A 24,701-nucleotide genomic window follows, 5' to 3' on the forward strand; every position below is an offset into this window, starting at 1 on the left:
AGCTGGGGGAGCGGGGTCCCGGTTTTCAGGGGTCCAGTCAAGGGCGAGGTGGATGAGGAGGACGGTCATGGACAAGGCGATCATCACAGTGGTGGGCAAGGATGCCATCGGCATCATCGGCAAGGTCTGTACAGACCTCTCCCAGCAGGGGATCAATGTGCTGGATATTTCGCAGACCATTCTGGATGGCTTCTTCACCATGATGATGATCGTGGACTGCACCGCCTGTAAGGATGATTTCGACGCGCTGAGCCAGCGGATGGATTCTTTGGGAGAAGAGATCGGGGTCTCCATCCGTTGCCAGCGCGAGGAGATCTTCACCAGGATGCACCGGGTCTGAGGAGGCGGCCATGATCACACGCGACGAGGTCCTCGAGACCAACGACATGATCGACCGGGAGCGCCTGGACGTGCGCACCATCACTATGGGCATCAGCCTGCTGGATTGTGTGAGCGGTGATGTGGACATGCTCTGTCGGAACATCCATCGCAAGATCGTCTCCCTGGCCGGCGATCTGGTGTCCACAGGCGATGCCATCGCCCGTGAGTACGGCATTCCCATCGTCAACAAACGCATCACCGTCACTCCTATCTCTCTGGTGGCCGCCGGCGCCTGCCACACGGTGGAAGACTATGTAGCCGTGGCCAAGGCCCTGGATCGTTCGGCCCAGGAGGTCGGGGTCAACCTGATCGGCGGCTACTCGGCCCTGGTAGGCAAGGGCATGACCCCGGCTGAGCGGCTGCTGATCAAGTCCCTGCCCAGGGCGCTGAGCCAGACGGAACGCGTCTGCGCCAGCGTCAACGTGGGCTCCACCAGAACGGGCATCGATATGGATGCCGTCGCCCTCATGGGGCGGGTCGTCAAGGCCACTGCTGAGAGCACCGCCGACTCGGACAGCTCTGGCTGCACCAAGCTGGTGGTCTTCTGCAATGCTCCGGACGACAACCCCTTCATGGCCGGTGGTTTCCATGGGGTCAGCCAGGGGTCGGCCGTCATCAACGTGGGGGTCTCCGGACCCGGCGTGGTCAAGACCGCCCTGGAATCAGCCAAGGGAGCAGACTTCGGGCAGCTCTGTGAGACTATCAAACGTACGGCCTTCAAGATCACCCGCGTGGGGCAGCTGGTGGCCCAGGAGGCCAGCCGTCGCCTGGAGGTGCCCTTCGGCATCATCGACCTGTCCCTGGCGCCCACCCCAGCTGTCGGAGACTCAGTGGGGGAGGTCCTGCAGACCATGGGCCTGGAGCAGGTGGGCGCCCCCGGGACCACTGCGGCCCTGGCCATCCTCAACGATCAGGTCAAGAAGGGCGGCATCATGGCTTCCAGCTCGGTGGGCGGGCTGTCCGGGGCCTTCATTCCCGTGTCGGAGGACGCCGCCATGATTCAGGCTGCACAAGAGGGGAGCCTGACCCTGGAGAAGCTTGAGGCCATGACCTGCGTCTGCTCGGTGGGGTTGGACATGATCCCCATCCCCGGCGACACCTCTGCCGAGTCCATCTCCGGCCTGATCGCCGACGAAGCGGCCATCGGCATGATCAATCAGAAGACCACTGCAGTCAGGGTCATTCCTGTCATCGGCAAGCAGGTGGGCGAGTGGGCCGAGTTCGGCGGGCTCATGGGCGGCGGGCCGGTCGTGCCCGTCAATACCCGTTCCTGCGCGGACTTCGTCAATCGAGGCGGACACATCCCAGCGCCCATTCACAGCTTCAAGAACTGAGTGCGCTCGCGGGGTTCAGCGACCGCCTTGGAATCCCAGTTGCCGCCAGGCCTCGTAGATGGCGATGGAGGCGCAGTTGGTCAGGTTCAGGCTGCGCAGGCTGGGCCGCATGGGCAGCCTGACCTGCTCGGCTACATGAGGGCCGGCCATGATGTCCATGGGGTCGGGGATGTCGCCCGGTTCGGGGCCAAACAGGAGGATGTCGTCCGGCCGGTAGCTGACCTCGGTGTAGAGCTTGTCGGCGTGGGCGGTGAAAGCGATGATCCGGCTGTCGGGCATGGAGCGGACCAGGTCGTCGAAGTCCGGGTGCAGGACCACGTGGGCCATGTCATGGTAGTCCAGGCCGGCCCGGCGCAGCTTGGTGTCCTTGAGGTTGAAGCCCAGGGGCTCTATCAGATGCAGGATGGTCCCGGTCACGGCGCACAGGCGGATGGCCGAGCCGGTGTTGCCGGGGATCCGCGGCGAGTAGTAGCACAGGTGGGGCGTGGAGGTCTTGACCCGGCTGGCCTGATCGGCCTTCATCATGGCATCCACCACGGAGATGGGGTTGCCGTGGGCGTCGGTGACCAGCTCGTCAGGGCCATAATTCGATTTGCGGTATCCGTACTCGTACATGCTTTCGACGGCCTTTGATGGGTCGCCGGACCGCTCCTGCTCCTGCCTGTTCATGAGGCCAACCTACCGTCGCCAAACGACAGGCCAGGCAGTGACGGTCGGCACCGTCGGGCAGAATACGGCGGTTGAATGAGGCAGGATCCAATGGCGAAGGGCGGTGTGACCATGGAGAAGACGGAAACGGCCTTGGCGGAGACTGAGCCCATCCGCCTGCGGCTATTCGACTGGTGGAGCCGGTATGCCCGCGACCTGCCCTGGCGCTTTGGACGAACCACGCCTTGGGGGGTCCTGGTCTCCGAGGTCATGAGCCAGCAGACCCAGATGAGTCGGGTGGTGCCCTACTGGACGGCCTGGATGAACGCCTGGCCGGATGCGGCCTCACTGGCCGCCGCCCCCAAGGCTGAAGTCATTACGGCCTGGGGCCGGCTGGGCTACCCGCGCCGAGCCCTGCGCCTGCAGGAGTGCGCGCGGCAGGTGGCGGGCCAATATGCAGACCGGCTGCCTCGGGATTACGACCAGCTGGTGGCCCTGCCCGGCATCGGCGACTATACGGCCAGCGCTGTCATGAGCTTTGCCTACGGCGAGAGAATTGCCGTCATTGATACCAATATCCGCAGGGTGCTCTCCAGGGTCTTTCTGGGGCGTGAATCCACCGGGGGTGCTGCCAACCGAGAAGAGCGCCAGCTGGCCTGGCATGTCCTGCCCGAAGACGAAGATCCAGGGGCTTCCGGTCATCGCGTGACCGGTGATGACCGCTTGGGAACGGCTGATCCGCAGATCCCTTCTGCGGCTTGGCGGGAGCCGCCTTCGGCCCGTTGGAACCAGGCCGTCATGGAGCTGGGCGCCACGGTCTGTGTCGCCCGCAAGCCGGCCTGTGACATCTGCCCTCTGGCCGGTCACTGCCGTTTCCTCAAGGCTGGGCTGCCCGGTCTGGGCGCAGGCAGGACCAGACCCCGGCAGCGCTTCGCAGGTACCGACCGGCAGATCCGCGGATCCATCCTCCAGGCGCTGCGGCAGGCTTCGGGGGCGCCCGTCTCCAGGAAGGATCTGAAATCCCTGTGCGACGACGAAATCCGACTTGATCGGTGCATCGCCTCCCTGGACGAGGACGGCCTTCTGGAGATCGGACAGGACGGCAGCCTGAGTCTGCCGCAGTGAAGGCCGCCCTGGCGATTAGAGTGGAGAAGTATGGCCAAGCGACGCATGAGCGAGAAGAAGCGGCGGATGTACCGTCGCCGGAGGATTGCGGCTGCTCTGCTGGCGGTGCTCTTCCTGCTGGTCTGCGCCGGTCTGGTCTGGGGCGTGGGGGCCGGCATCAGAGCACTGCGTGGAGGCAGCGGGGCCCAGGGAGCCTCGACCAGCGCCCAGCAGCAGACTCCAAAGACCAAATCCAAGGACAAGGACAAGCAGAAGAAGGATCAGAAGAAGGACTCCGGCAAAAAGCGTTCTTCTGGAGCTCCTGACTGTGGCAAGGGGGACCTGGCTCTGGAGCTGGCCGCGCCCGATCCAAGCACTGGGGTCGGCGGATCCATCGACTTTACGGCGACCATTCGCCACAAGGGAACGGGGTCCTGTCTGGTGGACGGCTCCGACGGCGGCCGGGTGCTGATCATCACCAGCGGCCAGGAGACCATCTGGCGTTCCGATGCCTGCCCGGTTGGGGCGCGCACTCTGCTCATGGCCACCGGCGACAAGGACGTGCAGACCATCACCTGGAATGCTGACAGCAGCCAGGACAGCTGCCTGCCCGACGATCAGCTGCCTCGGGTCAATGCCGGCTCCTACCAGGCCAAGCTGGTCCTCAAGGCCAATCCCCGGGTGGTTTCCCAGCCTGTGCCGGTCATGGTCCAATAGCAGCTTTCCAAAGACGACACGCCGATTGCATCCATGGTTCTTGTCTGCTATAGTTTTGTCTTTGCATGAGGTGTGTCATATAGCGGGCATGCATCATCGAGGAGATGCCCGCGAATAGGCATATGGCGGCCATTCGGCATCTCCCTGGGGTAACAGGAATGATCGAGTACGGCGAGCGATAAGGAACGTCCATTTTGGCTGCCAATAAAGCTGTAAGAAGTATCACCACTACGCAGGCACGCGCTGACGAACACGACATCAAACTGCACAAGGCCACCGACCGTGTCAACTTCGGATCCATCCGCGAACCCATCGAGGTGCCCTACCTCCTGGGTGTGCAGACCGACAGCTTCGACTGGCTGGTCGGCAACGACCGCTGGAAGAAGCGGGTCGAGGAGGATCAGGTCAACGGAACCCATACCGTGGCCCCGGTCTCGGGCCTGGATGAGGTTTTCCAGGAGATTTCTCCCATTGAGAACTTTGCCCAGACCATGAGCCTGACCTTCTCGGATCCCTACTTCGAGGAACCCCGGCACACGGTCCAGGAGTGCAAGGAGAAGGACTATACGTATTCCGCTCCTCTGTACGTGAACGCCGAGTTTGAAAACGGGGACACCGGCGAGATCAAGTCGCAGACCGTCTTCATGGGCGACTTCCCGCTGCAGACCCCCCACGGCACCTTCATCATCGGCGGCTCGGAGCGCGTCATCGTCTCCCAGCTGGTCCGTTCCCCGGGCGTCTACTTCGACCGGACCCAGGACCGCAACTCCGACAAGGAGATCTTCGGGGCCAAGATCATCCCCAGCCGGGGCGCCTGGCTGGAGTTCGAGATCGACAAGCGCGATGTGCTGGGCGTGCGCGTGGACCGCAAGCGCAAGCAGTCCGCCATCGTCTTCCTCATGGCCATCGGCATGACCAAGCCGCAGATCCGCAAGGCCTTCAAGGGCTACCCGCTGGTGCTGGACGCCCTGGAGAAGGAGACCATCGAGACTCAGGACGAGGCCCTGACCGACCTCTACCGCAAGATCCGGCCCGCGGACACCGCCTCGCCCGAGGCCGGCCGCAACCTGCTGGACTCCTTCTACTTCAATACCAAGCGCTACGACCTGGCCCGTGTCGGCCGTTACAAGATCAACCGCAAGCTGGGCCTTGAGGCCGACTTCAACGATCGCAGCCTGCATCCCGAGGACATCATCGCCACCCTGAAGTACCTGGTGACCCTGCATGCCGGCGGGCAGACCTTCCCCGGCCGCCGCAACGGACAGGACATCGAGCTGCGGGTGGACGTGGACGACATCGACCACTTCGGCAACCGCCGCATCCGCCAGGTGGGCGAGCTGATCCAGAACCAGCTGCGCACCGGCCTGAGCCGTATGGAGCGCGTGGTCCGCGAGAGGATGACCACCCAGGATGCGGAGGCCATCACCCCGCAGTCCCTGATCAACATCCGCCCGGTCAACGCCACCATCAAGGAGTTCTTCGGAACCTCCCAGCTGAGCCAGTTCATGGATCAGAACAACCCGCTGGCCGGCGTGACCAACAAGCGTCGTCTCTCGGCCCTGGGCCCCGGCGGCCTCTCCCGCGACCGCGCCTCCATGGAGGTGCGCGATGTGCACCCCTCCCACTACGGACGCATGTGCCCCATCGAGTCCCCTGAAGGCCCCAACATCGGTCTGATCGGCTCCCTGGCCACCTTCGCCCGGGTCAACCCCTTCGGCTTCATCGAGACCCCCTACCGCAAGGTCATTGATGGCCAGGTGACCGACGACGTGGTCTACATGACCGCCGACCAGGAGTCCGAGCACACCATCGCCCAGGCCAACCAGGAGATCGACGAGACCGGACACTTCGTCGAGGACGAGGCCCTGGTGCGTGACGCCGAGGCCGAGGCCAAGGATGTGCCCGTCTCCCAGGTGGACCTGATGGATGTCTCCCCCCGGCAGATGGTTTCGGTGGGTGCCTCCCTGATCCCCTTCCTGGAGCACGACGAGGGCCACCGAGCACTGATGGGCACCAACATGCAGCGTCAGGCCGTCCCCCTGGTCAAGTCCGAGCGTCCTCTGGTGGGCACCGGCTCCGAGTGGCGCTCCGCCATCGATTCTGGTGACGTCATCCTGGCCGAGAAGCCGGGCGTGGTCACCTACGTCTCCGCCGACATCATCCGTGTCATGAACGACGACGGCACCCAGTCCTCCTACAAGCTGGCCAAGTTCCAGCGGTCCAACCAGACCACCTGCTACAACCAGGTTCCCCTGATCAAGGATGGGGAGCGGGTCGAGGCCGGCACGGTCCTGGCCGATGGCCCCGCCACCCAGAAGGGCGAGATGGCCCTGGGCAAGAACCTCCTGGTGGCCTTCATGCCGTGGAACGGCTACAACTACGAGGACGCCGTCATCATCTCCCAGCGGCTGGTCCAGGACGACACCCTGAGCTCCATCCACATCGAGGAGTATGAGACCGACGCCCGCGAGACCAAGCTGGGCGCCGAGGAGATCACCCGGGACCTGCCCAACGTGGGCGAGGATGCGGTGGCCAACCTGGACGAGCGCGGCATCATCCGCATCGGCGCCGAGGTCGAGGCCGGCGACATTCTGGTCGGCAAGGTCACACCCAAGGGCGAGACCGAGCTGACTCCCGAGGAGCGGCTCCTGCGGGCCATCTTCGGCGAGAAGAGCCGCGAGGTGCGCGACACCAGCCTGCGGGTTCCCCATGGCGAGACCGGCACGGTCATCGAAGTCAAGGAGGTCACCCGCGAGGATGCCGAGGAGGACGGCGACGAGCTGCCCAACGGCGTCAACCGGATGATCCGGGTCTACATCGCCCAGCATCGTAAGATCACCCAGGGCGATAAGCTCTCCGGCCGCCACGGCAACAAGGGCGTCATCTCGAGGATCCTGCCCGAGGAGGATATGCCCTTCATGGCCGATGGCACCCCCATCGACATCATGCTCAACCCTCTGGGCGTGCCCTCACGTATGAACCTGGGCCAGGTTCTGGAGCTCCACCTGGGGTGGATCGCCCACTCCGGCTGGGACATCAGCCTGGATCCCAACCTGGAGGCCGAGTGGAAGAAGCACATCCCGGCAGGGGCCGAGAAGGCCGAGCCCGGCACCGCTGTGGCCACCCCGGTCTTCGACGGCGTGCGGCAGGACGCCCTGAACGGCCTGCTCAAGACCACCCTGCCCAACCGTGACGGCGAGCGTCTGGTGGGCGATGACGGCAAGGCCGTGCTCTACGACGGCCGCACCGGCGAGCCTTTCACCAAGCCGATCTCCGTGGGCTACATGTACATGCTCAAGCTCCACCACCTGGTGGACGACAAGATCCACGCCCGGTCCACCGGCCCCTACTCCATGATCACCCAGCAGCCCCTGGGCGGCAAGGCCCAGTTCGGCGGCCAGCGCTTCGGCGAGATGGAGGTCTGGGCCCTGGAGGCCTACGGTGCCGCCTACACCCTGCACGAGATGATGACCACCAAGTCCGACGACGTGGATGGCCGTGTGCGGGCCTATGGTGCCATCGTGCGCGGGGAGAACCTGCCGGCGGCCGGCATTCCCGAATCCTTCAAGGTGCTGCTCAAGGAGATGCAGTCGCTCTCCTTGAACGTGGAGGTGCTCAACGCCGAAGGCAACGTCATCGAGATGAAGGACGAGGACGACGACCCCAGCGCCGCCTCCGACGACCTGGGCTTCAACATCGGCGCCCGCCCGGACGCCGCCGCCAAGGCCGACCAGTCAGCTCCCGAGCCGGAGTACCGCTGAACCACCAGTCACAGGGATGCCCGCCTGACGGGCATCCCGCTAAAAGGCAAACTTCAGAGCAGTTACAAGATCAGAGACAGGACATAGAGTGCTGGACGTCAATGCATTTGACAAACTGAGAATCGGACTGGCCACGGCCGACGACATCCGCGGCTGGAGCTATGGCGAGGTTAAGAAGCCCGAGACCATCAACTACCGTACCTTGAAGCCCGAGAAGGACGGCCTGTTCGGCGAGCAGATCTTCGGACCCACCCGCGACTGGGAGTGCGCCTGCGGCAAGTACAAGCGCGTCCGGTTCAAGGGCATCGTCTGCGAGCGCTGCGGCGTGGAGGTCACCCGCTCCCGCGTCCGCCGCGAGCGCATGGGCCACATCGAGCTGGCCGCCCCCGTCACCCATATCTGGTTCTTCAAGGGTGTGCCATCCCGGCTGGGATACCTGCTGGACATCGCGCCCAAGGACCTGGAGAAGGTCATCTACTTCGCGGCCTACATGGTCACCAAGGTGGACGAGGAGCAGCGCCACAAGGATCTGCCCGACCTGCAGGACGAGTTCGACAACGAAATCAACCAGCTGGAGAAGAAGCGCGACCTGGAGATTGACAAGCGCGCCAAGAAGCTGGAAGAGGACCTGGCCGAGCTGGAGAAGACCGACGAGGTCAAGGGTTCCATGAAGGCCCGTCTGCGCAACGGGGCCGAGCGGGACATGACCGCCATCCGCAAGCGCTACGACGACCAGATCCAGAGGATCACCGCCGTCTTCGACCGTTTCAAGACCCTGAAGCCCGGCGACATGGAGGGCGACGTGGATCTGTGGCGGGAGATGCAGGACCGCTACGGTGACTACTTCGAGGGCTGCATGGGCGCCGAGGCCATCAAGAAGCGCCTGCAGGACTTCGACCTGGAGGGTGCCGCCAAGGAGCTCCGTCACGAGATCGACACCGGCTCCGGCCAGCGCAAGGCCCGTGCCTTGAAGCGGCTCAAGGTGGTCTCCGCCTTCCTGAACACCGGCAACAAGCCCGAGGCCATGGTCCTGGATGTCGTCCCGGTCATCCCGCCCGACCTGCGCCCCATGGTGCAGCTGGACGGCGGCCGCTTCGCCACCTCCGACCTGAACGACCTCTACCGGCGCGTCATCAACCGCAACAACAGGCTCAAGCGCCTGATCGAGCTGGGTGCCCCCGAGATCATGCTCAACAATGAGAAGCGCATGCTTCAGGAGGCTGTGGACTCCCTCTTCGACAACGGCCGCCGTGGCCGTCCCGTCACCGGAGCCTCCAACCGTCCCCTGAAGTCCTTGGCAGACATGCTCAAGGGCAAGCAGGGCCGCTTCCGTCAGAACCTGCTGGGCAAGCGCGTGGACTACTCCGGCCGTTCCGTGATCGTGGTCGGACCCTCCCTGCGCATGCACCAGTGCGGCCTGCCCAAGCCCATGGCCTTGGAGCTCTTCAAGCCCTTCGTCATCAAGCGGCTGGTGGACCTCAACTACGCGCAGAACATGAAGAGCGCCAAGCGCCTGGTCGACCGCGGCGATCCCGAGGTCTGGGGCGTGCTGGAGGAGGTCATCTCCGAGCACCCCGTCCTGCTCAACCGTGCGCCTACGCTGCACCGTCTGGGCATTCAGGCCTTCGAGCCCATCCTGGTCGAGGGCAAGGCCATCCATCTGCCCCCGCTGGCCTGCGCAGCCTTCAACGCCGACTTCGACGGCGACCAGATGGCAGTCCACCTGCCCCTGTCGGCCGAGGCCCAGGCTGAGGCCCGTTCGCTCATGCTGGCCTCCGACAACATCCTCAAGCCTGCCGACGGCCACACGGTCACCATGCCCTCCCAGGACATGATTCTGGGTCTGTACTATCTGACCACCGTGGTTGACGGCGCCAAGGGCCAGGGCCGGATCTTCTCCAGCCTGGCCGAGGCACGGATGGCCCTGGACCTGGGCGAGATCGACATGCAGGCCAAGATCCTGCTGCGGGTCCCCGCCGACTTCGTCATGCCCAAGGATTGGGAGCCCGGCGACCTCAAGGTCGTCGACCCCGAGCCCGGCAGCCCCGACGTGGTCAAGGAGGAGGTCTTCAAGGACGGCTCCAGGCTCTTCGCCACCAACTACGGGCGGGTCCTGTTCAACCGGACGCTGCCTGTGGACTACCCCTTCATCAACGAGCAGGTGCCCAAGGGCAAGCTGTCCGGCATCGTGGACGACATCGCCACCCGGTACTCGACCGCCCAGGTCGCGGCCACCCTGGATGCCCTGAAGGATCTGGGCTTCACCCGGGCCCAGTGGTCCGGCGTGACCATGGCCTTCTCCGACATCGTGGTGCCGCCCGAGCGCAGCGAGATCGTCAACGAGTACCAGGGGCAGGCCGCCAAGGTCAACTCCCAGTACGACATGGGTCTGCTGACTGACGAGGAGCGCCGCCAGGAGCTGATCAACCTGTGGACCGAGTGCACCGACAAGGTGGCTGACGCCATGCAGGAGCATTTCACTCCGGACAACAACGTGAACATCATGGTCCAGTCCGGGGCGCGAGGCAACTGGATGCAGATCCGCCAGATCGCCGGCATGCGAGGCCTGGTGGCCAACCCCAAGGGCGAGATCATCCCCCGACCGGTCAAGTCCAACTACCACGACGGCCTGTCGGTGCTGGAGTACTTCATCTCCCAGCACGGCGCCCGCAAGGGTCTGGCCGACACCGCACTGCGCACCGCCGAGTCGGGCTACCTGACCCGTCGTCTGGTCGACGTCTCCCAGGACGTGATCGTGCGCGAGGAGGACTGCGGCACCATGCGCGGTCTGACCATGAAGGTGGCCGAGCGCGACGAGCAAGGCAACCTGGTCCTGGTCAAGGCCGCCGACGGCGGACCCTACTCCAGGCTCCTGGCCGCTGATGTCATCGATCCCAAGGATGGCAAGACCGTGCTCTACAAGCGCGGCGACGCCTTGTCCATGGATGTCCTGCGCGACATGGTCGCCCACGGCGTGGAGGAAGTCAAGGCCCGCTCGGTCCTGACCTGCGAGTCCACCCGCGGAGTGTGCGCCAAGTGCTACGGCTGGTCCCTGGCCACCAACAAGCTGGTGGATGTGGGCGAGGCTGTGGGCATTGTGGCCGCCCAGTCCATCGGCGAGCCCGGCACCCAGCTGACGCTGCGTTCCTTCCACTCCGGCGGTGTGGCTTCGGCCTCCGACATCACCCAGGGTCTTCCCCGTGTCACCGAGCTCTTCGAGGCCCGTACCCCCAAGGGCGAGGCTCCCATCGCGGAGTTCCCCGGCACCGTCAAGGTGGAGGACACCGACCGCGGCCGTCAGGTAACCCTGACCCCGGACGATACCTCTGTGGAGGCGCTGACCTACCCGGTCACCCGCCGTGCGCCCATGATGGTCAAGGACGGGCAGCACGTCGAGGCCGGCACCCAGCTGATTGAGGGCTCCGTGGATCCCAAGAAGATCCTGCGCATCCTCGGCCCGCGCGCCGCCCAGGTGAACATCGTCAACGAGGTGCACACGGTCTACCGCTCCCAGGGCGTGGACATCCACGACAAGCACATCGAGGTCATCGTCCACCAGATGCTCCGCCGTGTCACGGTCATCGACTCGGGCGACACCGACCTGCTGCCCGGCGAGTTGGTTGACCAGGCCAAGTTCAAGGCCGCCAACATGAAGGCCGTCAAGGCCGGAGGCAAGCCGGCTGCGGGACGCCCCGAGCTCATGGGCATCACCAAGGCCTCCCTGGCTACCGACTCCTGGCTGTCGGCCGCATCCTTCCAGGAGACGACCCGCGTGCTCACCGAGGCCGCCCTGAACCAGAAGGTCGACGACCTGAAGGGCCTCAAGGAGAACGTGATCATCGGCAAGCTGATCCCTGCCGGCACCGGCCTGGCCAGGTACCGCAACGCCACTGTGGAGCCCGACAAGGCCATCCGCGACACCATCTACCCCAACTTCGGTCTGGGTGGCGGCGACGTGGATCTGAGCGACGCCGACCTGAACGATGTGGACTTCTCCAACATCGACTTCGGGGATCTGAAGCTGGGCGACGACTTCAACCCTGACGACTTCCTCAACGACCAGGGCGGCCAGAGCCATCTGGATACCCCCAACGTGCAGGATCCGTCAGCTGAGACCGGCGATCAGACGGCTGCCGCGGGCACCGGATCTTCGGATGCCGCCGATGGCAGTGACTCCGATCAGAAGCCGTCCCAGCAGCCTGGTTCGGCCACCTTCTCCTCCTCGGAGGACCAGCACTCCAACCAGTGAGTGCATGCACGGCCAGTAGCCGCTGATCCGCTTGGGCCGGATGACCCGGCCCAGACGGATTCGGCCGCCGGATATGTGATAAAGGATGAGGGCCCGTACGATCATAGCGATCGCACGGGTCCTCATCTTGTTTTTCTCGCGGTCTAGGTTGCCGGAAGACAGTGGCAGATAGGTCAGCGCAGGTGCCTAGGGGAAAGCAGGGTCCGCCAGCGTCGGGTTCGTGGCAGGGATGCCAGGATGGCGGATCGCAGCTTGTCTACCAGCTGCCAGCAGTCTTCGACCTCCTGCTCATCTGAAGGGTGACGGTCGAACGAGGCCTGATCCGCCATGCTGCGCAGTCGATTCAGATCCCGACGCAGCCCAGCCGACGAGGACCCTGGGGGGTCGGTCAGCAGGGTCTGGGCGATCAGGGCTGCCTGCTCGCTACGGGTGCCCTCCAGGGACAGGCCGGTCTGTCTGCCCAGGTTGCCGATCTGCCGCCAGCCGGCGCGGATGCGTGTCTTCGGATCGCCGGTCGACCGGGCCCGTCGGCGCAACCAGGCCTTGACGGCCAGCAGGGCCAGAACCAGGAGAGCCGGCAGCCAGAGCGGCATGGTCCAGAGCGTCACTCTGGCTATCAAAGGTCCGTACCGTTTCCAGAAGGAGGGTGAAGATTGTCGCGATGCTTCCTGTCCGCCGACGGTAGTTCGACCCTGGGTGGCCCGGTCGTCGCGGGGAGGATTGACCAGTGGGGGCGGCGGCTGGCGGACCAGGGTGCGCGGATTGGGTGGCGTGGAGTCCAGGGACCTGTCCGGGGTCTTGGTCTCCGGTGGCGTGGGATAGAAGGGGACCCATCCTAGACCCTCTAGGTTGACCTCCACCCAGGCCTGGGCATCGCGCCCTGTGAAGTCGACTCGGGTGCTCCCGTCCGCTTGGGTCTTCGTCCGTGCCCGGCTGATGGAGCCATCGCGGTTCTTGGGCAGGAATCCCAGTACCACCCGGGATGGCAGACCCATCTGCCGGGCCAGGAGGGCCATGGCCGAGGCGTATTGTTCGCTGTCGCCCACCATGGCCTGACCCTGCAGGAGCTGATTAATCCGATAGTCACCATGGCCGGATGCCGAGGGGTAGTCGCCGGCCAGACCGTGGGAGAACCACCCCTCCCGGTGCAGCCGTTCCTCGATGGCCAGAGCCCTGGCACCGCCGCGCACCTGCATGGAGGTCATGGAGGCAGCCGCCTTGGGCAGGCTCTCAGGAGCATCCGCCAGGGGAGGCACCTGCACATCGCCCGGATCGCTGTCGGCGATGCGACGGGTTGCGGGTCTATCTTCGGCCACGCCGTGCACTGTATAGTTGGTCCCTTTCTGCAGGGTCTGATCGGTCAGGGCGGTGTCTGTGGCCTTGTTGAAGTAGAGGTCCTCCCGTTGCAGGCCCTTAGCCGTATCGATGCCGTTGACCTGTCCGGCGGAAGGCAGCCAGGCGTGGTTGAATCCCTCTCGAATCTGGAAGGTCGCTGTAAAAGGTCGTCCGGTCGATTTGGTGTCTTTGGCCTTCTCCTGGTGTGTTTCTGTCCGGATCTGGGCGCCAATGCGCCGATAGTCGGCGGCTCCTGCGCCTGAGGAGTCGGACAGATTCCAGACCTTGCCGTCATAACGGTCCATGACGGCCATGCGGACCGGGGTGCCAGCGGGCAGGTTGCGGACCGTGACCAGGGTATCGTCGCGGTGGCGTTTGATGTAGGCGCGGTAATCGCTCAGAGGGCTGGTGAACTGGTAGGGGTCTATGGGCGGCTGGTAGTGGTCGCGAATGACCAGTCGGGTCGGGGCAGTCAGGAGTCCAGCGGAGCAAATCAGTCCGGCTGCCAGGACTAGGGTCAGGAGGGTGGATGCGGGCCCCTGCAGACGCAGTAGCCCCAGCCCGCTGGCGCACCAGATCAGCAGGAGCAGCCAGAGGATGCCACCTGTCAATGCCGGATAGAGGCCTCTGCTGGTGCCTAGGGCTGCTGACAGAGCCATGGTGGCCAGGATGGGCAGGGTGGCTGTCAGGACGGCTACGGGGTGCGCTGGCCGTCCCAGGTTGCGGCCCAGGCCATGGCGGGCCAGCAACACGGCCAGGTAACAGGTCCAGAGCATCAGCGTCCACAGGGCCATCAGTCCGCCTGCCTCCTGTCCAAGGGGCGGATCGATGGCTGCCAGGGTCTTGAACGCGCCGAAGGTGGCGGACCACCCTTGTGTCAGAGTTGCCCAGGTGGGCAGGACATGGGCCAGGGTGGTCCCGTTCAGAGCGAGGATGGGCCCCAGCAGGAACTGGGCTGCGATCAGCAACAGAGGCTGCAGGAGGGCAGTGGCGATCCCACGGCGGGGGAGCATGGCGATCAGCAGTCCGGTCAAACAGGCGGCGGCTCCCACTGTCAGCCAGAAGGGCAGGCTGCCATAGACCGGCAGCAGCTGGAGTCCGGCCAGCAGATCAAGTGGGGCCAATGCGGCGACCAGAATAGCGGGTGAGCGGCGCCTGGTCGGATCGACAGTGGATTGCAGACCAGACCGGTCGATCAGGCGGATAGGTTTCCTCTGGGCTTGGTCCATCCATGATGCGGATGTGCTCATGGCAGGTTCTCCAAGAGGATGGGAAGGTCCTTCCTGTTGCCCACAACAGTGTTGACCAACCCCGGTTGCGTCTGCAGGCTTGGATTGGCATCCAGGTCAGCAGCTAGCAGCATGACCGGGGATGCGTTCTGGGCCGATCCGTCCGCTAGGACTGAGGGTTGGCGGTCACCCAGCGAACCGGTCACCAGGATGGTCAGACTGGTTTGCTCGGGAGTATCAGCCAGATCGGGCTTGTCGTAGCTGTCCTGGCGGGGGCGGATGGCGCTGCAGGCATCCAGAAAGCTTCGGGGATCCTCCGTGGGCAGGGTGGTTCCATGGGCATCGGGATCGTCCGGTTCCGGGGCCAGCGCTTGCAGCCGACGGCCGTCAAGCAGGCATCGGCAGCCCAGAGAGGCATAGATTTCGACTGCCAGCTCGAACTCATCCGCGTTCCGGTAGGAGGCAGCCTGGCCGTCCAGGATCAGTTTGATTCTGGTGCGCAGGGTGGGCTCGTACTGGCGGACCATCAAGGTGCCGGCCCGGGCGGTGGACAACCAGTGGACCCGTTTGATGTCGTCGCCTGGAACGTAGGGACGCAGGGCATGGAATTCCAGATCGTCGTCGACAATGCCGGGGCCAGGGTCCCCCTCCAGGTCGCGCTCCAGCCCGGCTTCGAGGGGCGGCAGTGCCACGGTGCGGGGATGGATGTAGAGTTTTCGGGCGCCGGTCAGAATTCGGCGGCGACGGATGAGCCCCAGCGGATCGCCGGCCTCCATGGTCACCGGGCCCAGGTCAATCACGCCACGGGACCTGGCTTCCAGCTTCAAGCGGATCTGGTGACTCTGGCCGGGGGCCAGGGCTGGCAGGGGCGCAATGACCGTTCCTTGGCCTAGAGCCAGACCGATTCGGCCGCGACGGGTGGAACGGCTGCCTGGGTTGGTCAGAATCAGAACCAGCTCGGCCTGGCCACCCACCTCCAGATGGCCTTGGTTCAGACTCGTTTCAGCGTTGCAGGACAGGTTGCCCAGGCTCGTCAGCAGCCCAAACAGCAGCATGCCCGCGCCCAGCAGAGCGCCCGCCAGCAGTTCACGCCAGCCTGTAGGGACGAAGGCCAAAGCGCACAGAAGCGCGGCCAGAGCCATAGCCCGGCCCAGGGCAGTGATCGACTGCCATAGGCCGACGGCCCGGGATCGCAGGCTCTGTTCGGATCCTGTCGAGGATGCCGGTCTCGCTTTCGGGGCAGTTCGGCTGGCGAAGGCGGTCATGGCTCACTGCTCTCCTGTGGGGACGGGGACCTTGGCCAGGGCTTCGGCCAGCGCCTGGTGTTCATCCATGTCCGCCAACCTGCTCTGGGAGGTCAGGATCAGCCGGTGGGCCAGGATGGGGTCGACCAGTTTCTTGACATCATCGGGGATCACGTAGTCGCGGCCCTGGGCGCAGGCCCGGATCCTGGCACAACGGACCAGAGCCAGCCCGCCTCTGATGGAGGAGCCGACCTGGATGGCGGGACTGTGCCGTGTGGCTTCGATGATGTGGATGACGTATTCCATGATGGAGGAGTCGCAGAAGACCTCGGAGGCGCAGGCGGCCATGGCCTCCACCTGGGCGGCGTCGACCACCGGTTCCACCAGGCCTGCCCGGTCGCGGATGTCGGCCTCTTCAAGAATGCGCATGCTGGCATCGTGTCCAGGCGCCCCAAGCGAGGTGCGGATCAGGAAGCGGTCCATCTGAGCTTCGGGCAGGGCATAGGTGCCCAGCTGTTCGATGGGATTCTGAGTGGCCATAACCATGAATGGCCGGGGGAGGCGGTAGGTGCGGCCATCCACGGTCACCTGACCCTCCTCCATGACCTCCAGCAGGGCCGATTGGGTCTTGGGGGAGGCTCGGTTGATCTCGTCGGCCAGAACCAGGGAGGCGAAGACCGGGCCGGGCCGGAAGGAGAATTGTCCTTGAGCCTGGTCATAGAAGGTCACGCCCAGCAGATCGGAGGGGAGCAGGTCCGGGGTGAACTGGATCCGCTTGCAGTCCACGGCGATGGAGGCGGCCAGGGCGCGTGACAGCTGGGTCTTGCCAGTGCCCGGATTGTCTTCCAGGAGCACATGGCCTCCTGCGATCAGGGCGGTGACGCACAGGGCGATGGTATCCTCCTTGCCCAGCACCGCCTGGCCGACGTTGTCCACGATGGAGCGGAAGAGGTTGGCGAAGGTCGACACATCCACTGCGGCCTGGCCGGATCGTCTTGGCTGCCTTGTCCCTGCTGCCTGATCTCCTGCTTCGGTGGAAGACCGCCTGTTCTGTCCTGTCTGGTCTACCTCCCCTGGTTCGTCGGTCCTGACTGCGTAAGTGGGGGTCGAGGTCTTCTCCAGCGGGGGGCGACGGGACTGATTGGTGACATCGACAAGGTCAGGCCTTGCAGGAGCTGATGAGGGCCGGTTGAACAGGTCACGGACCGGCTGGCGGCCGGGGATGGTCCCGTCTTCCACCATGGTGCGGTCCGATGGGATGGATTCCGTCCCGGACTCCTGAGTCCTTTCCTGCCTGGCAGCCACAGGGATGTGACCGGGCCGGGTCCGGTCATCGCTCACCGCCGGAGTGGATTCCTGCTGGCCCAGACCGGCCATGAGGGCCTGGCGCTGTCGCTTGAGTACATCCAGTCGGTCGGCAGGGATCCGTCGGCTCTCGCTGCTCTCCTCGCGGGCGGCTTTGGGGGTACTCCTCCTGGTCGCGTCATCCGGGATGGTGCCGTCCTGCTGGATGGGTTCCTGCGCGTTTCGATCATCCATGGTCATTCATCCTTGTCTGCTGAGGGGACCCCTGACGGGTATGAGTCTTGTCGCTTGGCTTGTCGGCATCCTTAGGCAGGGTCAGCTCCTTGGTGGCAGCGGGCGAATGGCCTTCAGACCCCACTCCACGGATGCGAGCGACTGCCCGGAAGGTCAGCGTGTCACCTGGCTTGGCGGATCCAGCAGGCAGGGTGATGACTTCACTGACCTCCGGCTGGTTGCAGGGCAGGGTCCAGGAGGCCTTGTCGGAGTCGAGGCCATCGATGCTCACCTGGATGTCTGCGCAGGACCGGCCGTGTTCGCCCCCGGGGGCAAGGACCAGCTTGACCTGGTCCTTGCCCTGGTACTCCAGAGTCTGGAATGTAGGGGGATCCGGATGTGACCAGGTGGCTCCAGAGGCTGAGGCCACAGGTCCTGATCCGGCCATATTGGACGGGGTCACGCTCACTGTGCAAGTGCCGCCTGCCTCGTCATGGCCCACATCGAAGACCGCCTTGGTGGCGGTGGCCGACCGCCATCGTGGCGAACCGCAGCCTGAACCCTCGCCGTGGACCGTATAGCCCTGGATGGGTGAGCCGTGATTCTCCGGTGGGCGCCAGGTGACGGTCAGGGTTTCCTTGCTGCCGCCGTCCACGGTCAGTGCCTGCACGCCTCCTGGGATCGCGTCCGGCCTTGCTGCTGCCGGCGAGGAGGCGGGGGACCAGCCCACCTGGTTGTGGGCTTGGACAGTAAAGGAGTAGTCATGGCCGTTGGCCAGCCCGTCGATTCGGCAGGTGACGGCATTGCCGCAGGAGCGTTGTCCTGAGCCTGCCGATGAGGTGTAGGAGACTCGATACTCGTCCACCGGACTGCCGTTGGCTGCACCCGGCTCCCAGGCCAGGAGAACCGTTCCGTCGCCTGCCTGGGCCGCGCCCGCCAGCATTCTGGGGGCCTGCGGGCGGTCGATGATGCCCACGGTGATGGTGGCGCTGACCCGGCGTCCCGGGTCACGGCTGCCATCCTCGACCGTGGCCAGAATGGTGTTGGTAGAGGCGCCGATGTCACGATCGGCTTTGATGGCGATCCTCCCGTCGCCCAGGTTGCTGGCTGTCAGACGTGAGGTGTCGTCGCTGACCAGGCCCACCAAGCGCAGCGGAGTGTCGGGGAAGGGGTTGAGGGCATCGTCGAATAGGTTCAGTTCCAGGCTCTGCCCGGCCTTGAGCCCCACATGACGTGAGGGGACCGAAGCCAGGGGCCGAGTGGTGGCGATGATGCGGAAGGCCAGGACCGTATGCGCCTCGCCGGATGAACTGGCGATGGTTACCGGCAGGGTGGCCTTGGTGCCAGGTGTTGCGGTCTTGTCGGCGGCCACGTTCAGTTGCCCCCGAGGACTCAGCTTGGCATGGATCGGCCCCTGGGGGTCCCCGGAGGAGAAGGTGCTGTCTGCCGGGTCGCTTCCCTGGGGCCAACGGGTCATGGCAGGCAGGGATATGGTCTGTGCCGGCTCCCCGGCCACCAGATCGATGACCGGTGCCGAGAGGACCGGCGGGGCTGCTCTGCCGCCCACCACGGTGATGGGCAGGGTCAGCACTGACTCGTTGACGATGGCCTGACCGCCCGGATCCCCGTCACGGACGGCAAAGGTCAGTGAGGCTGGACCGGCATAGTCCTTGGCGGCGGTGAACCTCAGGGTGTGCTCGTCCACATAGGGGTCGGATCCGTCGGACTTGGTGGCCGAAACGGACTGGCGGGAGGAGATCCGTGCGGTCTTGCCTGCGCCCACCCTGACCTGATCGGCGATGTCGATGGTGATGCTCTGACCAGCCCGCACTTTGAGGGCCGGAGCGCGGGGTCTTAGAACCGGAGGGAACACCCCATAGGCGGGGACCTTCACAAAGGCCATTGAAGTGATCTTGTACCGGGTATTGGTGACAGTGTAGGGCACGGCCTTGGCCTGGTCGGTCAGGTCGATGACCAGCTTGGTGGAGCCGGCTTCGCCTGCGGTCCTGGCGTGGGCCCTGGCTCCAGGATGAATCCCAAGGCGCAGGTCATCGAGGGTGCCGGATGGATTGCTGATGGAGTCGGCCAGATTGACTTCCACGCTGCGCTTGTCCACCGTGTCCTCGGGAGCCACCTGGTAATCCTGGGCTATGGGCGGCTGGATGGGGGCTTGAGGATCCGAGATCACGGTCAGGGTGGCCTGGTCGCTCAGTCCCGCCCGGTTGCGTGCCCGGTAGACCAGATAGGAGGTGCCTGGCTGTGAGGGGGCAGTCAGCCGGATCATATCGTCCTTTACGCTGGCTTGGTCCAGGCCCTGGCACTCCAGGTGGGGGTCCAGACTCAAGGAGTCGTCATCCCCAGAGATGTCGTTGAGCAGGACCGGAACGTCGGCCACGGTCCCGGGCCGCAGCCTGACCTTGTCGTCCCGGGCGAAGACCCCGGTCACCGAGGAGTCAGGGAAGACGCCGATGCGCACGTGTGCCTGGGCGCGCTGCCCCATCCAGTCCTCCACGGCGTAGGTGAACTCGTCAGTGCCATGCGAGTCGGGATAGGCCTCATAGATCAGGTAGTCGGCCCCGGCTTTGACGATCCTGCCCAGCCTGGGCGCCTGGTTGCCCAAGCCGGACAGGGTATCACAGTCTCCGTCCGGGTCGATGCCGGTCAATGGGACGGGGATGCGCACCTTGGTCCCGGCAGCCACCTGGGCCCGCAAATCCTTGGGTGTAGGCGCGGGCTTGCTGGCCGGGTCGGAGGCATGCACCCGGAAGGTGATGGTGCCTGAGGCCGCGTTGCCCAGATCGTCCCTGACCGTATAGGTGGCCGGGAAGTCCCCGGTGCGCTCGCTGGCCTGATATCTGACCGTGTCCCCGGATACGAAGGCCAAGCCCGCAAAAGTCTGCTGATCCGTAGCCAGCTGCTGGTCCAGGGTGACGCTGGTCCCGTCAGCGTGAGCGACCTTGTCCATGACCGAAACCGTGACCAGGCCCGATGAGCGGACCCCAACCGTCAGATTCGGGGCCTTGGGCGCCGAGGCCGCCCTGCTCAGGGAGGGGGGCTGCAGGACGATGGTCCCCTGAGCCGTACCATCGGCGTTGGCAACTGTGTAGGCGATGCTCAGCGACCGTGTGGGGATTTTTCTGGCAGACAGGTAGACCCGGCGGTGGTCCACGATGCCGACCTTGATGCCGGAGTCCGGATCCACGCGCACATCGGTCAGGGCCAGCACTCCGCCCATGGGATCCAGGTCGTTGTCAAGCGGATCGACGATGGCGGTCTGGTCGGCCCCCAGCAGGGCTACGTCGTTGACAGGAACCGGCAGCGCGGATCCGCCCTGGCTGTGTTCTACCTCCAGCCTGACCAGCCCCTGGGTCTCCTGGTCACCCTGGGCCACCCGGTAGGGGACATAATAGGTGCCCGGGTTGGCGGCGGTGGCAGTGAAGGAAAGGCTTTCGGCGTTGACCTTTACCTGGATTCCGTCGGGCTTGTCGACCCGGACCAGGCGGAGTGGCTGAGCGGCATTGGCGTGTACGCTCCTGCTCAGGTCCACGGTGGCCTCTCGGCCGGCAGTGGCCTGGCGTATGACCGGATCGACCAGTGGAGCCAGGGTATTGACAGGTTTGACGGTGAAGTAGATCAGTCCCTGACCGCTCATGACTCCGTCCGAAACAGTGACTTTGACAGCCAGCCGACCGGAGGTGGCCGACCCGGCGCTCATGGTCAGCTGTCCGTCAGCCCTGGTGGACAGGGATATCCGATCGGCGTTGACCGGTTCGGCGCCGGTCAGGGTCAGCGGATCCCCATCAGGATCCTCGAAGCCGGCCAGGGCATTGACAGTGGTCGTGGCGCCCTGCTCCACTTCGTATTCGGGAGGGGTGTCGTTCTGGACCGGTGCCTGGTCGCCTCGGTCCATCTTGGCAGGGGCGATGTTGAGGTCGATGCCAGCCGAGGAGACCTGGCCGCGTCCATCGGTGATGGAGTAGTTGATTCGGGCTCGGCCGACAGGTGCGTCGCTGGCATCCACCTGCAGGTAGCGGCCGTTCATGACCGGGGTCAGGCGCAGATTGCCTTGCGAGCTGCGCGCATCCTCGATTCGCAGAACCGAGCAGTCGGTCTGGCGATCGTTGCGCAGGGGATCCAGCAGGGCTCTGGATCCGGCCCGAATGCCCAGACTGTCGTCCTCGGCCTGGATGGGTTGGGATCCTGATCGACAGGTGGCCGCGAACCGCTGACGATTGTCGGCCGAGTCCTGACGCTGATCGGTCCTGTCCGCGTGCTTGACCTCCATGGTCTGCCACTGTGGCCGAATCACCTTGGTGGAGGTTCGGGGATTCCAGACATCGCCAGTCAGTACGTCGTTGAGGATGACCCTCCGGTGGTTGGCCCGGAAGACCAGATCCGAGGTGGGACCGATGGCCTCCAGAGTGGAGGGACGCGGCTGCGGTGACCGAACCTGTGGCATGGCTGTCCCTGTTGCGCACAGTCGCAGGAAATTGTTCCCCGAGGAGGCCCAGGCCGTCCACAAGCATCCGCCCGAGGAGACCGGCTGGGCGGGTTGGCCGCTGCCGCCGGTGCCTAGAGTCTCAACCTGATTCCGGGGGTGATCCAGATCAACCAGGTGGACGCTTTCTTGGTCGGTCAGGCCCACCCAGGGCCCCTGGCGGTCCATATCCACTGGAGTGGACTGGAGCTGCAGGTCTCCCCGGTGTGGAATCCGGATGGATCCTTGGGGCCAGTAAAGCCGGTCGCCTGCCAAGAGGACGGGTCTTCCGTCGATGACGCTGAAGGCAGTGGCCCGGACGGGGGTGTGGTCCGTCAGAGAGTCAAGCTCACGATGGGCCCGGGAGTCAGGTCCGTCGATCCTTAACACGACCCCGTCCGAGGGCCGGTAGGCGTAGACAGCTCCGGAGGCATCCACAGTGACGGCGGCCCCGGAGCCCAGGGTCAGCACAGGGTCTCGGCGCTGCGGGTCCAGATCTCCCGGCGAAGCGGCCCGGCCTACCCAGATTTTGCCGGTCCGAGCCTGGAAGAGAGTCAGGGTGGGCCCGTTGACCATCCGCTGGACCCTGGCATCCGAACGGGTGGTGTCCCCAAGGGTGGCGGTGGAGGCCGCTATGGGTGCCATGCCTCCCTCCCGACCCAGGATGACCGCGTATCCGCTCTGGGCCAGATCGAAGTGGTCGGTGCCCGTCGACAGGGCCACATCCGCCTCTCCGATGTCGGGTTTGAACCGGGCGACCTTGCGTTCATTTTGGGAGGTGATCCAGATGCTGCCGTCATCCACCTGAACGGCACGGCGGTTCACCCCATGCATGAACAGGGCTCCGAGGATGAGCAGGACCAGCGCCGTCAGCGTGATGGCCAGGATGGCGGCAGGGTTCCTGGCGCGGACGGCCAGAGCACGCCGCAGGCGCAGCCCGGCCCGGCGCATCCGCAGGAATCGTCCCTGCAAGTCCATAATCCCCTGGGTTCCTTTCCTGTCCTGCCACACAGGCTTGGCTTCTTAACTCGTCCCGGACCGCCGTCAATGCTCTCTCTGAGGACTGATTTTAGCTGGTTTGCAGGGTCTTGGCGGTCTGTGAAAGTCGGGGTGGTCGAATGTGAAAATTCATCCACCGAGGGTTTACTGAACGGCGCAGATGATGGTCGGTTCCTGGGACATGCTCCGGTCGGCCCGCACCAGGGTGACGCTGATGCAGGTCTGGCCCCCCTGCGGATCGTCGATGCGGGCGGTCGGCTGTCGGGTCTGCACGCTGCGGCCACGGTCGCCGCTGCCACCCTGGTCCAGGGGATGCCAAACATAACTGTCTCCCGGTTTGGGGTCAGGATTGGACCAAGTGAAAACTGCCGTGGTGCCCTGGTAGTGGCCCTGACCCTGGGTGGGCGAGGGAACTGAGCCCTCCTGCAGGTCATGAGGGTCGCTCGAATCCGTCGGGTCCGGGGACTGCGCCTGCTGGGTTTGGACCGGGGAGGAACCTGCAGTCGGCTGTGAACCTCGCTCGGATCCGTTCGGCAGGCCGACAACCAAGGCCCAGACCAAGGCAACGGCCAGGACGGCAGCGAGGATCAGCGCCAGAAGAATCACACGGCGGCGGCCGGCAGGAAACCGCTTGGCTTGGCTGCCTGCATGGTTGGCCTCCGCCTCTCTGCCCGGTTGCAGACGCGATTCGGAGCTGACCCCGGTCCCGGTTCGGGCGTGCGGGCGTACATCCCCCTTGGGATAGGGGTCGATTCCCTCGCCGATGAAGGGCGTCGCATGGCCGTAGAGCTGCTGCTGGACCTCCTGCAGGGCGCGGCCGAACTCCAGCGCCGAGTAGTAGCGGTCGTCCCGGTCATGGGCCATGGCCTTCTCCAGAACCGCAGCCAGCATAGGGGAGGCCTCACCCATGTGCAGAACCGGGGTCTGCGCTGTCAGGATCAGCTGTGCCAGGTGATCCTCATCCCGGGCCCGGTAGGCGTACTCGTAGGGGGAGCGGCCGGCCAGCATGCCAAAGAGCGAGGCGCCCAGGGAGTAGATGTCGCTGGCCTCGGACCCTCCCGAGCGGTTGGCCAGGATCTCCGGGGCCGCCCAGGGTATGGAAAGCCCGCCGGTCCGTTCGCCTCCATAGATGCCAGAGGAGATGCCGAAGTCGGCCAGGACGGGCAGGCCCTGGTCGGTGATCAGAAAGTTGCTGGGTTTGACGTCCCGGTGCAGGATCCCCCGCTCATGGGCGCAGCAGAGGGCCGAGGCCATGCGCACTCCCAGGTCCAGCACGTCCTCCTGGTCCATGCCTCCCTTGAGCATGATGGTCTTGCAGCTGCCTCCCGGAGCGTATTCGAGCACCAGGCAATCCCGTCCGTCATCGCTGACCAGGGCCTGGTGGATGCTCAGGATGCAGGGATGGGTGGAGAGCTTGGCCAGGGTCTTGGCCTCGCGCAGAAAGAGTTGATGGGTCTGCTGGTCCATGCTGCCTTGGAGGGCCACCTTGACCGCCACAGGTCGGTTGAGCCCCTCCTGCTCGTACAGATAGACGGCGGCGGTGCCTCCCAGGTCCAAGGGTCGCAGGAGCCGCAGCCCGGACAGCGTCGGCGCCTGGTCCATGGCTGGAACCGCACCCGGGCGCCGGGCCTGGGAACCATTCTGCTGCAAGGGACATCACCTCCTGGGGACTGCCTGAGAACTGTAATCCACGATAACAGCACGC

General features: G+C 65.1%; 12 protein-coding genes. 6 read left to right on the forward strand and 6 right to left on the reverse strand.

Going from position 1 to position 24,701, the window contains the following annotated elements; all coding sequences use genetic code 11:
• Positions 1-67 precede the first annotated feature (67 nt).
• Both FPK30_RS03945 and FPK30_RS03950 read left to right on the forward strand, forming a co-directional pair.
• Positions 68-340, forward strand: coding sequence for an ACT domain-containing protein (locus tag FPK30_RS03945; protein ID WP_144085386.1), 273 nt, complete (start codon positions 68-70; stop codon positions 338-340).
• Positions 341-350: 10 nt separating this feature from the next.
• On the forward strand, positions 351-1,715 hold the full coding sequence (locus FPK30_RS03950) for a PFL family protein (RefSeq protein WP_144085387.1): 1,365 nt from the start codon (positions 351-353) through the stop codon (positions 1,713-1,715).
• 15 nt (positions 1,716-1,730) lie between these two features.
• On the opposite strand, the gene FPK30_RS03955 is transcribed toward FPK30_RS03950, so the two are convergent.
• Positions 1,731-2,384, reverse strand: coding sequence for a tRNA (cytidine(34)-2'-O)-methyltransferase (locus tag FPK30_RS03955; protein ID WP_101432005.1), 654 nt, complete (start codon positions 2,382-2,384; stop codon positions 1,731-1,733).
• A gap of 111 nt (positions 2,385-2,495) precedes the next feature.
• Here FPK30_RS03955 and FPK30_RS03960 point away from each other — a divergent pair, with 111 nt between their 5' ends.
• The 4 genes from FPK30_RS03960 (at position 2,496) to FPK30_RS03975 (ending at position 12,194) form a co-directional block, all read left to right on the forward strand.
• Positions 2,496-3,488, forward strand: coding sequence for an HhH-GPD family protein (locus FPK30_RS03960; protein ID WP_415873699.1), 993 nt, complete (start codon positions 2,496-2,498; stop codon positions 3,486-3,488).
• Positions 3,489-3,518: 30 nt separating this feature from the next.
• Positions 3,519-4,184: a hypothetical protein gene (locus FPK30_RS03965; RefSeq protein ID WP_144085389.1), complete on the forward strand. Its 666-nt coding sequence runs from the start codon at positions 3,519-3,521 to the stop codon at positions 4,182-4,184.
• 194 nt (positions 4,185-4,378) lie between these two features.
• Positions 4,379-7,945, forward strand: a complete 3,567-nt coding sequence (gene rpoB / locus FPK30_RS03970; RefSeq protein ID WP_232345823.1) for a DNA-directed RNA polymerase subunit beta — start codon at positions 4,379-4,381, stop codon at positions 7,943-7,945.
• An 88-nt stretch (positions 7,946-8,033) separates the two neighbouring features.
• A complete protein-coding gene (locus tag FPK30_RS03975; RefSeq protein WP_144085390.1) occupies positions 8,034-12,194 on the forward strand; it encodes a DNA-directed RNA polymerase subunit beta' in 4,161 nt (1,386 codons plus the stop codon).
• 173 nt (positions 12,195-12,367) lie between these two features.
• Here the strand turns inward: FPK30_RS03975 and FPK30_RS03980 are convergent, their stop codons facing one another.
• From FPK30_RS03980 to FPK30_RS04000, 5 genes are all read right to left on the reverse strand, one after another.
• Positions 12,368-14,779 (reverse strand): transglutaminase TgpA family protein, encoded by a 2,412-nt coding sequence (locus tag FPK30_RS03980; RefSeq protein WP_144085391.1) that lies wholly within the window; start codon positions 14,777-14,779, stop codon positions 12,368-12,370.
• Positions 14,776-16,023: a DUF58 domain-containing protein gene (locus FPK30_RS03985; RefSeq protein ID WP_144085392.1), complete on the reverse strand. Its 1,248-nt coding sequence runs from the start codon at positions 16,021-16,023 to the stop codon at positions 14,776-14,778. Before FPK30_RS03985 ends, FPK30_RS03980 begins: the two co-directional genes overlap by 4 nt.
• Before the next feature lie 3 nt (positions 16,024-16,026).
• On the reverse strand, positions 16,027-17,541 hold the full coding sequence (locus FPK30_RS03990) for an AAA family ATPase (protein WP_232341924.1): 1,515 nt from the start codon (positions 17,539-17,541) through the stop codon (positions 16,027-16,029).
• Positions 17,534-23,008 carry an Ig-like domain-containing protein gene (locus tag FPK30_RS03995; protein WP_144085393.1) on the reverse strand — a complete coding sequence of 1,825 codons (5,475 nt, stop codon included), beginning with the start codon at positions 23,006-23,008 and terminating at the stop codon, positions 17,534-17,536. The genes FPK30_RS03990 and FPK30_RS03995 overlap by 8 nt, the downstream gene beginning before the upstream one ends.
• Positions 23,009-23,140: 132 nt before the next feature.
• Positions 23,141-24,646, reverse strand: a complete 1,506-nt coding sequence (locus FPK30_RS04000) for a serine/threonine-protein kinase (RefSeq protein WP_144085394.1) — start codon at positions 24,644-24,646, stop codon at positions 23,141-23,143.
• Positions 24,647-24,701 lie beyond the last annotated feature (55 nt).

The sequence above is a fragment of the Bifidobacterium apousia genome, from assembly GCF_007559275.1.
Lineage (GTDB): Bacteria > Actinomycetota > Actinomycetes > Actinomycetales > Bifidobacteriaceae > Bombiscardovia > Bombiscardovia apousia.

Bases quoted from the DNA above. Each gene is read 5' to 3' on its own strand.
- FPK30_RS03945 (WP_144085386.1), top strand. From the start codon at position 68: ATGGACAAGGCGATCATCACAGTGGTGGGCAAGGATGCCATCGGCATC.
- FPK30_RS03990 (WP_232341924.1), bottom strand. From the start codon at position 17,541: ATGGATGATCGAAACGCGCAGGAACCCATCCAGCAGGACGGCACCATC.
- FPK30_RS03980 (WP_144085391.1), bottom strand. From the start codon at position 14,779: ATGAGCACATCCGCATCATGGATGGACCAAGCCCAGAGGAAACCTATC.
- FPK30_RS03950 (WP_144085387.1), top strand. From the start codon at position 351: ATGATCACACGCGACGAGGTCCTCGAGACCAACGACATGATCGACCGG.
- FPK30_RS03955 (WP_101432005.1), bottom strand. From the start codon at position 2,384: ATGAACAGGCAGGAGCAGGAGCGGTCCGGCGACCCATCAAAGGCCGTC.
- FPK30_RS03960 (WP_415873699.1), top strand. From the start codon at position 2,496: ATGGAGAAGACGGAAACGGCCTTGGCGGAGACTGAGCCCATCCGCCTG.
- FPK30_RS03985 (WP_144085392.1), bottom strand. From the start codon at position 16,023: ATGACCGCCTTCGCCAGCCGAACTGCCCCGAAAGCGAGACCGGCATCC.
- FPK30_RS03965 (WP_144085389.1), top strand. From the start codon at position 3,519: ATGGCCAAGCGACGCATGAGCGAGAAGAAGCGGCGGATGTACCGTCGC.